This is a genomic window from Paraburkholderia heleia NBRC 101817 (genome assembly GCF_000739775.1).
GTDB lineage: Bacteria > Pseudomonadota > Gammaproteobacteria > Burkholderiales > Burkholderiaceae > Paraburkholderia > Paraburkholderia heleia.
Map to the genome: position 1 here is coordinate 103,464 of NZ_BBJH01000027.1, position 13,374 is coordinate 116,837.

Annotated in this window: 13 protein-coding genes; 12 read left to right on the forward strand and 1 reads right to left on the reverse strand. The window is 68.5% G+C overall.

The window, feature by feature from the left end; genetic code table 11:
• Positions 1-194 precede the first annotated feature (194 nt).
• The 9 genes from BHE01S_RS22665 (at position 195) to BHE01S_RS22705 (ending at position 8,276) form a co-directional block, all read left to right on the forward strand.
• The gene (locus BHE01S_RS22665) at positions 195-572 is read left to right on the forward strand and encodes a 4a-hydroxytetrahydrobiopterin dehydratase (protein ID WP_042267889.1); all 378 of its coding nucleotides are present in this window, start codon (positions 195-197) and stop codon (positions 570-572) included.
• 127 nt (positions 573-699) lie between these two features.
• Positions 700-1,728 carry a beta-ribofuranosylaminobenzene 5'-phosphate synthase family protein gene (locus BHE01S_RS22670; protein ID WP_042268007.1) on the forward strand — a complete coding sequence of 343 codons (1,029 nt, stop codon included), beginning with the start codon at positions 700-702 and terminating at the stop codon, positions 1,726-1,728.
• A gap of 116 nt (positions 1,729-1,844) precedes the next feature.
• Positions 1,845-2,816: an NAD(P)-dependent methylenetetrahydromethanopterin dehydrogenase gene (locus BHE01S_RS22675; RefSeq protein WP_042267891.1), complete on the forward strand. Its 972-nt coding sequence runs from the start codon at positions 1,845-1,847 to the stop codon at positions 2,814-2,816.
• 20 nt (positions 2,817-2,836) lie between these two features.
• Positions 2,837-4,102 (forward strand): ATP-grasp domain-containing protein, encoded by a 1,266-nt coding sequence (locus BHE01S_RS22680; protein WP_042268009.1) that lies wholly within the window; start codon positions 2,837-2,839, stop codon positions 4,100-4,102.
• The gene (gene mch, locus BHE01S_RS22685; RefSeq protein ID WP_042267893.1) at positions 4,077-5,102 is read left to right on the forward strand and encodes a methenyltetrahydromethanopterin cyclohydrolase; all 1,026 of its coding nucleotides are present in this window, start codon (positions 4,077-4,079) and stop codon (positions 5,100-5,102) included. Before BHE01S_RS22680 ends, mch begins: the two co-directional genes overlap by 26 nt.
• Positions 5,099-6,133, forward strand: a complete 1,035-nt coding sequence (locus tag BHE01S_RS22690) for an ATP-grasp domain-containing protein (protein ID WP_042268011.1) — start codon at positions 5,099-5,101, stop codon at positions 6,131-6,133. Before mch ends, BHE01S_RS22690 begins: the two co-directional genes overlap by 4 nt.
• Entirely contained in the window at positions 6,126-7,067 is a 942-nt protein-coding gene (locus tag BHE01S_RS22695) for a triphosphoribosyl-dephospho-CoA synthase (RefSeq protein ID WP_042267895.1), read from the forward strand. The genes BHE01S_RS22690 and BHE01S_RS22695 overlap by 8 nt, the downstream gene beginning before the upstream one ends.
• Positions 7,068-7,266: 199 nt before the next feature.
• Positions 7,267-7,776 (forward strand): formaldehyde-activating enzyme, encoded by a 510-nt coding sequence (fae, locus tag BHE01S_RS22700; protein WP_042267897.1) that lies wholly within the window; start codon positions 7,267-7,269, stop codon positions 7,774-7,776.
• A gap of 92 nt (positions 7,777-7,868) precedes the next feature.
• Positions 7,869-8,276, forward strand: coding sequence for a hypothetical protein (locus BHE01S_RS22705; RefSeq protein WP_042267899.1), 408 nt, complete (start codon positions 7,869-7,871; stop codon positions 8,274-8,276).
• A gap of 95 nt (positions 8,277-8,371) precedes the next feature.
• Here BHE01S_RS22705 and BHE01S_RS22710 read toward each other — a convergent pair whose 3' ends face one another.
• Positions 8,372-8,890: a dihydroneopterin aldolase gene (locus BHE01S_RS22710; protein ID WP_042267902.1), complete on the reverse strand. Its 519-nt coding sequence runs from the start codon at positions 8,888-8,890 to the stop codon at positions 8,372-8,374.
• Between the two features lie 457 nt (positions 8,891-9,347).
• Here BHE01S_RS22710 and BHE01S_RS22715 point away from each other — a divergent pair, with 457 nt between their 5' ends.
• The 3 genes from BHE01S_RS22715 to BHE01S_RS22725 are packed head-to-tail and all read left to right on the forward strand — an operon-like array spanning position 9,348 to position 13,355.
• A complete protein-coding gene (locus BHE01S_RS22715) occupies positions 9,348-11,378 on the forward strand; it encodes a sigma-54-dependent Fis family transcriptional regulator (RefSeq protein ID WP_042267905.1) in 2,031 nt (676 codons plus the stop codon).
• A 19-nt stretch (positions 11,379-11,397) separates the two neighbouring features.
• Positions 11,398-11,994, forward strand: coding sequence for a flavoprotein (locus BHE01S_RS22720; protein ID WP_042267907.1), 597 nt, complete (start codon positions 11,398-11,400; stop codon positions 11,992-11,994).
• Entirely contained in the window at positions 11,973-13,355 is a 1,383-nt protein-coding gene (locus BHE01S_RS22725) for a DUF6513 domain-containing protein (protein ID WP_042267910.1), read from the forward strand. The genes BHE01S_RS22720 and BHE01S_RS22725 overlap by 22 nt, the downstream gene beginning before the upstream one ends.
• Positions 13,356-13,374 lie beyond the last annotated feature (19 nt).

The following is a 13,374-nucleotide window of genomic DNA, read 5'->3' on the forward strand; positions in this document are numbered from 1 at the left end:
TGTGTCACCGGCCGGGACGGACCGTATCCATCGCGAAGCACGGCGAACGCGAAGCGCCTGTGCGCCCGGCGCCCCGCCCCGCGCCGCCCCGCACCACCGGGCTGGCCCGCCAATTGCAGCGCAACGCCAATGTCGCCAGGTCCTCGCCGGGCCTGGCGCCCCTATATGGGAAGCAACGGCACGGAGCAACGGTCATGTCAAACGCAGAACAGGTCTATTCCGACGATGAGGTCCGGCAGCGTCTCATCGGCCCGCTCCAGCACTGGTATCTGGAAGACGGCTGGCTGCGGCGCAAGTACCGCACGGAAGGCTGGAAGGGCACGCTGATGGTGGTGAACACCGTGGGCCACCTCGCGGAGGCGGCGTGGCATCACCCCGATCTCACGGTCTCCTATGCATTCGTGATCGTGAAGCTCAAGACGCATTCCGCGAAAGGCATCACCGACAAGGACTTCGCGTTGGCGAGCAAGATCGAATCGGTGATCCAGTGGCAGCCGGGCGCCGAAGGCGGTGCGCTCGAAGGCACCCCCAAAGACGACCCGCGCTTTCGCTATATCAAGTACGACGCATGAGGCGCGGCGCATGCCCGACGCCGTCTGGTACAGCTTTTGCGTGAGATCGGGCGTCGCACCGCTGCGCCACGGCATTCGCCGATGCGGCGCCGGCGCTTCGGCACAGCCAAGCACGAGGACTCTCGCGATGCAGCTTCACGTTCGCCGCCTACCCCCCGACGCCACCGTGACCGTCGACGCGCCCGCGCGCCTGCATCTGGGCTTCCTCGATCCGAACGCCTCGCTCGGCCGCGCGTTCGGCAGCGTCGGCCTCGTGATCGACGGCGGCGGCACCCGCATCGAAGCCCGGCTCGCCGAGCGCGACCAGATCGACGGCGCGCTGACCGAGGCGGAGCGCGAGCGCATCGCGATATGCCTCGCGCGGCTGCATGCCGCCTACGACCCGACGCCCGTGGCGATCGAGGTGATCCGCACGCCACGCGCTCACACGGGCCTCGGGTCCGGCACGCAGCTCGCGCTCGCGGTGGGCGTCGCCTTCGTGCGCCTGCTCGATCACAGCGCCACCCCCGCGGAACTCGCCGTGCTGCTCGCGCGCGGCGCCCGCTCCGGCATTGGCGTGCTCGGCTTCGAAGCCGGCGGCCTGCTGGTGGACGGGGGCCCCGCCAAAGGCCTGCACTCGAGCCTGCCGCCCCTGCTTGCGCGCCAGCCGTTTCCGGAAAGCTGGCGCGTGCTGCTCGTGAGCGACACCGCGCGCGTGGGACTGCATGGCGAGGCGGAGCGGCGCGGCCTTGCCGCGCTCGCGCCGTTTCCGCAAGCGCTCGCCGCGCATCTGTGCCACCTCGTGCTGATGCAGATCCTCCCGGGCGCAGCCGAAGCGGACATCGTGCCCTTCGCGCGCGGCCTCACGCAGTTGCAGCAAACCATCGGCGAATACTTTGCGCCGGTGCAGGGGGGCGTGTTTGCGAGCCCCGACGTCGAGCGCGCGTTGCGCGCCGTGGCGGCGCAATGCACGGCGGGGATCGGCCAGAGCTCCTGGGGACCCACGGGCTTCGCGATCGTCGCGAGCGAATACGACGCCGCCTGCGCGCTGGCGGCCGCGCGCGACGCCACGCGCGGCATGCCGCATATCGAATGCACGGTCGTCGCGGGCCGCAACCGCGGCGCCGAGGTGCGGCGCGCCGCCCTGCGCGCCCAGCGGCGCGCCCACGCCGTATGAGACTCCGCCCGCGCCACGCGCGGCACCCCGTTCGCCCGCGGCAGCCCACACCCGCGCGGCCGTGAGCCCCTCCCGTGCGCAGTCCATGAGTTCGCTACCGAAACGAGCCCCATGCCATGTCCGACACCCCTGACAAGCCCACCGAAAAGCCCGCCGAACGGCCCTACGTCCTGCACATGTTCACCGCCTCGCCGCAGATGAGTCCGTTCGACGTGAACATGGCCGCCGACGCCGGCTACCAGGTCATCGTGCCGTATTGCAACGTCGAAGCCAGGATGGTCGCGAACCTCACCCAGGACGCGATCTTTTCGCGCGGCCCCAAGGGCGTGTCGCGCACCGGCATCTTCATCGGCGGACGCGACGTCATGCTCGCCGCCGACATGCTCGACGCCGCGCGCAAGGCCATGGTGCCGCCGTTCGAAGTGTCGGTGTTCGCCGACCCGAGCGGTTCGTACACGACCGCCGCGGCGCTCGTCGCGCTGGTCGAGCGCCATCTGGCCAAGGCCTATGGCATGGAGCTGGGCGGCAAGCGCGTGTTGATTCTCGGCGGCACCGGCGCGGTCGGGCGGGTGGCGGCCGCGATGGCCGCCTCGCTCGGGGCGGACGTGTCGATAGCAAGCCATGCCGGCCATGCACGCGCGGCGAGCGTGAGCGAGGAAATCAACCAGCGCTTTGGCATCCTGACGAAGGGCGTGAGCACGGCGACGCAGGCCGAACGCCGCGCGGCGCTCGCGGAAACGGAAATCGTGTTCGCCACTGCGCTTGCCGGCGTGCAGGTGGCGAGCACGGAAGACCTCGCGCACGCCCGCCATCTGCTGATCGCCGCCGACGTCAATGCCGTGCCGCCCGAGGGCATCGCGGGCGTCAACGTGGTCAACGACGGCAAGCCGATCGCGGGCCATGCCAATGCGGCCGGCGGGTCAGGCGCGACCGACGCCATCGGTATCGGCGCGCTGGCGATCGGCAACGTCAAATACCAGGTGGAGCACCGCCTCTTCATCCGCATGCGCACCGGCGGCAAACCCGTCTACCTGGGCTTTCCGGAAGCGTTCGACGAAGCCCGCGCCGTGGCGGCGGGCCTCGATTGAGCGCGGCGTTGCGTGCCGCCATGAGCGCCCCTCCGGCACACTCGCCATCGACCGCCACACCGTGCGTGGCCGTGGCGGGACTGTCGGCGCGTATGCTCGCGCAGTCCGCCGCGCGCGCGGGCCTGCGCGTGATCGCACTCGACATCTTCGGCGATCGCGACACCCGCGCAGCCGCCATGCAGTGGATCGACATTGGCGGCGCACCGTTGTCGATCGACGGCGGGCGGCTCGTCAAGGCGCTCGCGCTCGCCGCAACACGCGAGCCAGACCTGATCGGCTGGATTGCCGGCAGCGGGCTCGAACCATTCGTCGCGACGATGTGCGGCACACCGGGCCTGCCGCGTTTCATCGGCAAGCCCGCCGCCAGCGCCGCGGTGCGCGAGCCACAGCGCTTCTTCGCGCTGCTGGACGCGCTGGCCATCCCTCACCCGCCGGTCAGCTTCACGCCGCCCGCCGCACCGCAAGGCTGGCTCGTCAAGCATGCCGATGGTTGCGGGGGCACCCATATCGAACCCGCCGAGGCCGCCCGCGATCGACTTGACGTGCCTGGCGCGCCCCTTTCGCCGCAGGCGTATTTCCAGCGGCAAATGCCCGGCCGCCCGCTCTCCGCGCTCTTCATCGCCGCGCGCGGCGCGGCGCGCGTGATTGGCTTCGCCGAGCAGTTGGTCTGCGCGATGGGCCGCCTGCCTTTCGTGCATGCGGGGGCGATCGGCCCCATCGATTTGCCGCCGGAGACCGCGGCGCGCGTGAGCGCGGCCATTGCGGCGCTCTGCATGCGCACCGGCCTCACCGGCATGCATAGCTGCGACTTCCTGCTCGATGGCGACATGTTTGCGCTGCTCGAAATCAACACGCGCCCTTCCGCGACGATGGCGCTCTACGAAACCGCCGCGCCGCGCGCCTGGCCGCACGGGCTGCTCGCGTGGCACATCGCGGCCTGCCTGCATGGACGCCTGCCGCCCGCCTCGAGCGCCTCGTGTGCAGGCGGCGCGGCTCCCGATCCGGCACTAGCGCCATGCCGGGCCGGCCAGCGCGTGCTGTTCGCGCCACACGGGCTCGACGTCTCACAGGCGTTGAGCGACGCCTGTCTACGCGACCCGCACTGCCGCGATGTGCCGATGCCCGGCACGCGCATCGAGGCCGGACAGCCCGTCTGCACGCTGCTCGTGCGCGCCGCTTCGGTGGAGGCCGTGCAGCGCGCGCTCGACGCGCAGCAACAGCGCGTTCTGCAACGCATCGAATCCTGCCAGGAACCCAACCATGATCGACTCTCCTGCAACGCCTGATACTCCGCCGCCTGTCGGCGCCGCCGCGCCGAGCGTAAACGCGTTGAGCGAACGGCTCGTCGGCCGGCTCGTCGACGATGCGCCGCGCTTCGGCGCCGTGGTGAGCCACACGGAGCACGGCACCGTGATCGTCGACGCGGGCGTGAACGCGCCGGGCAGCGTCGCGGCCGGCGTGCTGATCGCGCGCATCTGCATGGGGGGCCTCGGCCACGTCACCGTGCGCGAGAGCCTGGAAACGCAGCCGCTGTGGCCGAGCATGATCGAGGTGCGCACCTCGTGGCCCGTGCTGGCGTGCCTGGGCAGCCAGTACGCGGGCTGGAGCCTCTCCGCCACGCGCGAGCAGACCGGGGGCAAGAAGTTCTTCTCGCTCGGCTCGGGCCCGGCGCGCGCACTCGCCGTGAAAGAGCCGCTGTACAGCGAGCTGCACTACCGCGACCGGCACCCGCGCGGCGCCCTGGTGCTCGAAGTCGACCGGCTGCCGCCGCAGGTCGTGATCGACAAGGTGCTGCACGATTGCAGCCTCGCGCCCGCGCAGCTCACGCTCGTCGTTACGCCGACACACTCTGTCGCGGGAACGGTACAGGTGGTGGCGCGCGTGGTGGAAGTCGCCCTGCACAAGACACACGTGCTCGGCGTGGCGCTCGACGAAGTGGCGGAAGCCGGCGGCTCGGCGCCCTTGCCGCCGCCCGCGCCCGACGGCCTCCAGGCGATGGGCCGCACCAACGACGCCATCCTCTATGGCGGGCGCGTGCATCTCACGGTCAAGCACGACGCCGTGGCGAAACAACTCGCCGCCGAATTGCCCGCCTCGACTTCGCGCGACCATGGCCGCCCGTTCGCGGACATCTTCGCGTCGTTCAACCACGACTTCTATCAGATCGATCCGGCGCTGTTCGCACCCGCCGAGGTGTGGGTGAGCAGCCTCGAAAGCGGCGCGACGTATCACGGGGGGCATATCGACGCCGCGGTGCTGCACGGCCAATGGAGCGCGCAGCCATGAGCCTCGAGGCCGCCGCCGAGGGCAATGCGGACGCGCAGGCGTCGCTGCGCATCGCCATCATGACCGACGAGACGGGCTGGCACACCACGCGGCTCAAGAAGGCCTTTCGCGCGCGCGGCGCCCAGGCGCGCTGCGTCGATCTCGCCGACTGCCGCATCGATACGACCTGGACGCCGCACGGTCTCGCGCTGCCGGGCTTCGGCCGCACGCTGCCCGACGCCGTATTCGTGCGCGGCATCGCGGGCGGCACCTTCGAGCAGGTCACACTGCGCCTCGGCATCCTGCACGCGTTGCGCGAATCGGGCGTGCCGGTCTACAACGACGCGCGCGCGATCGAGCGCAGCGTCGACAAGTCGATGACGACCTTCCTGCTGCACCGCAGCGGCGTGCCGACGCCCGCCACATGGGTGGGTGAGTCGGCGGCCTTCGCGCAGCGCGTGCTCATGCGCGAGGCCGCGGCGGGGCGGCGCGTCGTGCTCAAGCCGCTGTTCGGCTCGCAAGGCCACGGCCTCAAACGGCTCGGCCCCGGCGCCGCGCCGCCTCGGGTTCTCGCGCCGCTGCCTTCGCTCAAGCCGTATCGGCAGGTGGCCTATTTGCAGCGTTATGTGGAGGGCGCGCGCCCGGGCTTCGACTGGCGGGTGCTCGTGATCGGCGGGCGGGCCGTGGCGGCAATGCGGCGCACCGGCGGCAAAGGCTGGATTCATAACGTCGCCCAGGGCGCGAGATGCGAAGCCGCGGCACTCGATGCGGCGCTCGCGCGCACCGCGATACGCGCGACCGAGGCGCTCGGGCTCGACTACGCGGGCGTCGACCTGATTCCCGATCCCGACGATCCAGCCCGGCCGCTGGTGCTGGAAGTGAACGGCGTGGCGGCGTGGCGCGGGCTACAGTCGGTCACGTCGGTCGATCTCGCGGCGGCGCTCGTCGACGACCTGCTGCTGCGCAAGCTGCCCGCGCAGCGCAACACGCCCGCGCAGACCAACGCCGCTCCTCACGCCACCGTCGTCGCCCTGCACGAAGGCCATGGCTGAGCCACCGGCTGGGACCGCACACGCCGGCCAGAGCGGTTTCGCACCCGCCCGGCAAGCGTTTCTCGATGCCTGCCGTCTCGACGTGGAAACCCCCAAGCCCGGCAACGTCAGCATGCGCAGCGCCGGCCATGGCATGCGCGCGGCGCAGTTTCTCGCCAGCGCCGAAGCTGCCGCCGGCGCGCTCGTCGCCCCCGGCGCAACGGTCGGGCAGCGCGTGCTCGATGCGGTCGCGCGCACGCGCGAAGCGGCCGGCTGCAACACGAACCTCGGCATCGTGCTGCTCGTCGCCCCGCTCGCCGCCGCGCTGGAAGACACTGCCCGCCCGCTGCGCGCCGCGCATTGGCGCGACGCCACGGAACGCGTGCTCGCGCGCCTCGATCTCGACGACACACGCCTCGCGTATCGCGCGATCGCGCTCGCCAATCCGGGGGGCCTGGGCGATGCGCCCGAACAGTCCGTTCATGGCACGCCCACCGTCGCGTTGCGCGACGCGATGAAGCTCGCCGCCGCGCGCGACAGCATCGCCCGCCAGTACGCGGACGGCTTTCGCGACGTATTCGAAACGGGCCTCGCCGCGTGGCGCGCCATGCCCGCGAACCAGCCGCGCCTTGCTACGCTGCACGTGTTTCTCACCTTCCTCGCGCGCTGGCCCGACTCGCACATTGTGCGTAAGCAGGGCGCGGCCGTGGCGCACAGTGTCACGCTTGCGGCACGCGAGCGGCACACACGTTGGCTCGGCAAGCTGCACGAAGCGCGGCTCGACGCCCGCGACGCCGCCCGCGCCCCCCCGCCCGACGCGCTCGATGCGCTCGATGCGCTCGATGCATTCGATGCATGGGACGCCGAACTGAAGGCCCGCGCCATCAACCCCGGCACCAGCGCCGACCTGACGGTCGCCACGCTGTTCGTCGCGGGCTGCCTCGCCCGCGCATGAGCGCGGCGCGAACTGCATCGGCCGCGCCTCGCGAAGCGCGCCGCGCGCGCTGGCACGGTTCCTGTTAGTGAATGCCACCGTGTTTCACCCCGCCGCCCGTCGATCGCGGACTGGCTCCGACCTGGACGGCACTTCATCCGGCACGTTCGCAAGCCCGTTATTCATGTCAGCAGGCCCTTATCCATCACGGAGGAACAATATGGCCAAGATCAATCGCGTCCTGATAGGAGAGTCGCTCGTCGGCGAAGGCAATGAAGTCGCGCACATCGACCTGCTGATCGGCCCGCGGGGTTCGGCTGCGGAACTCGCGTTCTGCAATGCGCTCACCAACAACAAGGACGGCTTCACATCGCTGCTCGCCGTGGTGGCGCCCAACCTGCTCGCCAAGCCGAACACGATCCTCTTCAACAAGGTGACGATCAAGGGCGCGCGCCAGGCCGTGCAGATGTTCGGGCCCGCGCAGCATGCGGTCGCGCTCGCGGTGGCCGACAGCGTGGAAGACGGCACGATCCCGAAGGACGAAGCCGACGACCTCTTCCTGTGCGTGGGCGTGTTCATTCACTGGCAGGCGGAGGACGACAAGAAGATTCAGGAATACAACTACAAGGCCACGCGCGAGGCGATCAAGCGTGCCGTGAACGGCGAGCCGAGCGCGGCCGAAGTCGTGGCGAAGAAGGGCACCGTCGCGCATCCGTTCGCGCCGAACTAGGGCAATCCGGTCGCGAAAGAACGTGGCGATGCCGGTGGCCGGCGCCCCGCATGGGGCGCCGCAAGGTACGACTCCTCTCATGAGGGTGTGAAATGACCCTACGAAGCTGTGTGTTGCTGGCCTGCGCCTCGCTTGCGTTCGCCGTGCCGCTCGCGCGGGCCGACGACGACACCGTGAAAACGCCGCCTCCGGCGGCCGGCTACAACTATCCGACTCAGGGACGTGTGGAATACGTGCTGGGCTGCATGGACGAGAACGGTCACGACTTTGCAAACGTGTACAAATGCTCATGCGTGATCGACCGGATGGCGGCCGTGCTGCCTTACGACGATTTCGTCGACCAGTCCACCTTCGCGAAGTACGCGACGCTAGGCGGCGAAGGCGGCTCGGAGTTTCGCGTCGACCGCGCGAAAGCACAGGCCAAACGATTTCGCACGTTGCAGACCGAGGCGTATCGCAGTTGCGGGCTAGGCCACGAGAAGACGGCATCGACGCCGTAGCGTGCGGCGCACAAAACCATCCAGAACCGCGGAAGAACCCTGATAAGCAGCGAGGCGGCCCGATCGTGGCGCCGCCTCGTTTGCATGCGTAGCGTTTAATTCGGAAAGAGCCCCTGGCCGAGCGACGCATAGTCGGCGAGCGCCGTCGCCGCTTTGCCCATATCGCTGCGTTGCCGTTCGATCTGCACGCCAACGGCGGAAACGTCGTCGAACTTCGCGGGTTTCGCGAGCGACACGCGCACCCAGTGCGCCCCGAACTCGACGATCACGAGACGCGCAACCGCCTCAGCCAGTGCTTCGAGCAAACGCACGCCGTGCGCCGCGAGCAAAGCATGCAGCGCCCCGCGCACGGCCGCGTAATCGATGGTGTCTTCAATGCGATCCGTGCTGCATGCGCGAATGGCGGGTACGCCGATGGCAAGGTTCATGCGAACAGGTTGAGCAACGCCCTCCTCGCTTTTGTCGATGCCGATCACCGTGTGCCCGACGAAATTCTCGATGAACACGATATCCATGCGCGTGGGCAACGCTTGCGGGGAGCTCGCATCGAGCGGCGCGGCGTCGGCGCAGGCGGTGGAGAAACCGTCGAGGCGAGCGGTATCGGTTCGGTACATGGTGTCCTCCGCCGCAGTGCGGCAATTGGCTGAATGATGCGATGCGAATCCGCGCTACGCGATACAGGCTGAACGGAAAGTGGAGCACTCTGCGCCGAACCTGCAACACGCATGCGCACGACGGTTTAATTAGCGCCAGCATTTGCATACGGCGGCGCGCTGCGGTACAGCATGGCGCGAAGAGAAGCAAAAAGCGGGCGCGCTATGTAAAGTTATTTCGACTGCTTATTGAATGGAAACGACATCGGGCGTAAAGTTTTAAGCCAACGCCGGATGTCAGGGCGGGACGCTCAGCACGCACACAACCCAAGACGTTGCGGCGTCGGGGAAAACAGGTTCGATAAAGCGACAATCGTCGTCGCGCATGTCTGGTCAAGGCACCCGCGGCGAAAGCCCCCGGGCTTTCGCCGCATTGCCAGCCCGGTGCGCACGCATTGACGCAACGGAGACAAGCCCCATGTCGTTGCTCACTGACAGCAATCTGCACGTCCGTGAAGTCATGAATGTCGTCAACCGCCAACTCGCCACGCGTCCTACCAGCGAACCGGTAGCCCAATCGTGGGCGCGTTGCGTCAACGAGTTCAATCTCGATCCTTCACGCTTTACCCCTCCACCTGTCCTGACCGACTACGAACTCAGCCAGCGCCGCGAGGCCGTGAGCGACCTGATCGCATGCGCGAAGCTGGAAATGACCACGCTCTATCAGCAACTGGCCGACCCGGAACTCGCCGTGGCGCTCGTCGATGCCGGCGGCGTGATCGTGCACCAGGTCTCCTCGATGCCATTCGCCGAAGCGGTCGCCGCGGACGGCTTCCGCGTCGGCGCAATGTGGAGCGAACGCGAGGCCGGGACGAACGGCATGGGCACGTGTCTCGCGGAACGCGAATGCATTGCCGTGTGCCAGCACGAGCATTTCTATCCGCGCTATACGTCGCTCACCTGCTCGGCCGCGCCGATTTTCGACGACCGCGGCGAGATTGCCGGCGTGCTCGACGTGACGAGCCGTTCGAGACTCCTGCAGCAGCATTCGCTCGTGCTCGTGGGCATGTCGCGGCAAATGATCGAAAACCGCTTGCTCGATGCGCGTTACCGGCACGCGAACATGATTCATTTTCATAGCCGCCCGGAGTTCGTCGGCACGCTGCACGGCGGCAAGCTGGCCGTGGCCGACGACAGCACCGTGCTCGCGGCGAACCGCAGCGCCCTCTTCCAGCTCGGCTTCCGCTCGCTTGGCGAATTGCGCGGCCGGCGTATCGAAGAGGCGTTCAATGCGTCTCTCGAAGACATGATCGCGCGCAGCATGCGCGGCTCCTTCCATCCGATCACCGTGTATAGCGCGAATGCGAGCAACCGCTTTTTCCTCGTCGCGCAAACGCCCCAGAACAGTGCGGGATTGAGCACGCGCATCGCGGTATCCGCGCCCGCCGCGCGCAGCCGCACGCAGGAAAAGCAACCTGCGCCGCCGCGGCTCGACGAAATCGCGCACCTCGAATTCGGCGACCCGCTCATGGCCTCGCAAATCCAGCTGGCCGCGCGCGTGGTCCAGCGCAAGATCCCCATCGTGCTGCGTGGCCAGACCGGCACCGGCAAGGAGGTCTTCGCGCAGGCGCTGCACAGCATCAGCCCGCATGCTTCCGGACCGTTCGTGCCGGTGAATTGCGCCTCGCTGCCGGAGAACCTGATCGAGAGCGAACTGTTCGGCTATCGCGCGGGCGCGTTCACGGGCGCGCAGCGCGAAGGGCGGCGCGGCAAGATCGTGCAGGCCAATGGCGGCACGCTCTTTCTCGACGAGATCGGCGATATGCCGCTCGCGTTGCAGGCGCGCCTGCTGCGCGTGATCGAGGAGCACGAGGTCACGCCGCTCGGCGCGGAAACGACCGTCAAGGTCGACTTCCAGCTCGTAAGCGCGAGCCATCGCAATCTGCTCGAACTCGTGCATGGCGGGCAATTCCGCGAGGATCTGTATTACCGGCTCAAGGGCGTCGAGCTGACCCTGCCGCCGCTGCGCGAGCGCGTGGACAAACTCGCGCTGATTCACCATCTGCTCGCGAGCGAAACCGACAACGACGCGCCGGAACTGACACCCGAAGCGCAGCACGCGTTGCTCACGTACCCGTGGCCCGGCAATATCCGCCAGTTGCGCCATGTCTTGCAGATGGCGATCGCGCTATGCGACGGGCAACTGATTCGCAGCGAAGACCTGCCCGCCGAAATCGTGCAACGTGGGCCCGAAACCGATGTGCCGGCCGCCTCGCGCGCCGCGGCGCCTGCGCCGCTGCAACCCGCCGACGCCACCGGCCTCCCGGCGCTCAACGCGCTCCAGATCAAGGAGCGCGAGACGGTGCTCGCGCTGCTCGACGAGCACCGCTGGAACGTGAGCAATGTCGCCAAGGCGCTGGCCATGAGCCGCAACACGCTGTATCGCAAGATGCGCCGGCTGCATATCCGGCTCTCGCACGAGGGTGCGGCGCTCGACGAAAGCGCGTGAATCGAGCCATGACCCGCGCATGACCCAGGCGCCCGCCCGCCGTCTCGAGCACTTCAAGGACGACGCACGCTTTGCGTGGTGCGTGACCGGCTCCGGCCATCTGCTCGAAGAATCGCTCGCGCTTGCGCTCACGCTGCCGGGCGTCGATCTCTTTCTATCCGCGGCCGCCGAGGAAGTGCTGCCGCTCTACGGCTGGACGCTGCCCGGACTGCGCAATCACTTTCGCGTGCTGCGCGACAACAGCGCGAGCGGCGTGCCGGTGGGCATGCTCTATCACGGCACGTATCACACCGTGGTAATCGCGCCGGCCACGAGCAACACCGTGGCCAAATGCGCGTTCGGCATCTCCGACACGCTCCCTACCAACATGTATGCGCAGGCCGGCAAGCAATGCATTCCCGGCATTGTTTTTGCGTGCGATACGGAGCCGACCGTGCTCACGCACAGCCCCGACGAGTGGGTCGAGCTGCGCCCGCGGCGGATCGAACTCGACAACGTCGAGCGCCTGTCGCGCTTCGAATACACCACCCTCGTCCGCTCGCTCGATGAACTGAAGGCGGCGCTCGAAGCACGCATGTCGACACTCGGTCTCGCATGGATCACATCGTCTTCCTGACCGGCCGGCTCGCCGAAAAGAGCCTCCTGCGCGTGCTGGAAGGCATGGCGCCCACGCCGTTCACGTGGGAGATTCGCGAAATCGGCCTGCAGGTGGCCGCGCTGATGACCGCCGACATGATCCGCCGTCGCGTGAGCGCGCCGCTCGCCGCGCAGCGCGTGATCGTGCCGGGGCGCTGCCGGGGCGAGCTCGCCGCGCTGAGCGCGCACTACGGCGTGCCGTTCGAGCGCGGCCCCGAGGAAGTGAAAGACCTGCCGCAGTATTTCGGCCATGCGGCGAAACCCTTCGATCTGACCCGCTACGAGACCGGGATATTCGCGGAGATCGTCGACGCGCCGCATCTCGATCTCGACGCCATTGCCGCGCGCGCCCGCGCTTACGCGGCACAAGGCGCCGACGTGATCGACCTGGGCTGCCTGCCCGATACGCCGTTCGCGCACCTCGAAGACGCGGTGCGCCGGCTCAAGGCCGAAGGCCATCGCGTGAGCGTCGACTCGATGCGCACCGACGAGTTGCTGCGCGGTGGCCGCGCGGGCGCGGACTACCTCATGAGCCTGAACCTCGACACGCTGTGGATTGCCGACGAGGTGAGCGCCACGCCGATACTCGTGGCGCGTCATCCAGGCGACCCCGCCTCGCTCGACGCAGCCATCGAACACTGCGCCGCGCGCGGACGCCCTTTTCTCGCCGATCCGATTCTCGATCCGATCCCGTTCGGCCTCGCCGCTTCGATTGCGCGCTACGTGCAGTTGCGTGCGCGCTACCCGGAAGTGGCGATCATGATGGGCATCGGCAACGTGACCGAACTGACCGAAGCGGACACCAGTGGCATCAACGCCGTGCTGCTCGGCATGGCGGCGGAGTTGCGCGTAAGCGCGGTGCTCACCACTTCGGTCAGCCAGCATGCGCGGCGCGCGGTGCGCGAAGCCGACGTGGCGCGCCGAGTGATGCATGCCGCGCGCGAGGCGCAGGTGCTGCCCAAGGGCATCGACGGCGACCTCGCGACCGTGCACGCCAGGCGTCCGTTTCCCTATAGCGCCGCCGAGATCGACGAAGTGGCGCGCGAGGTGCGCGACCCGAATTTCCGCGTGCAGGTCAGCGCCGAAGGCCTTCATGTCTACAACCGCGACGGCCATCGTCGCGGCAGTGATCCGTTCGCGCTCTACCCGCAACTGCACCTCGAAGCCGACGGCGGCCACGCCTTCTATATGGGCGTGCAGCTCGCGCGCGCGGAGATTGCGTGGCGGCTCGGCAAACGGTTCGATCAGGACCAGCCGCTCGACTGGGGCTGCGCGATCGAGCGCGACGAACAGGATCTCTCGGCATGGTGCGCTCCCGGCGAGACGATGAAAAAACGTTGAGCGTGCAACGGTATCCGGC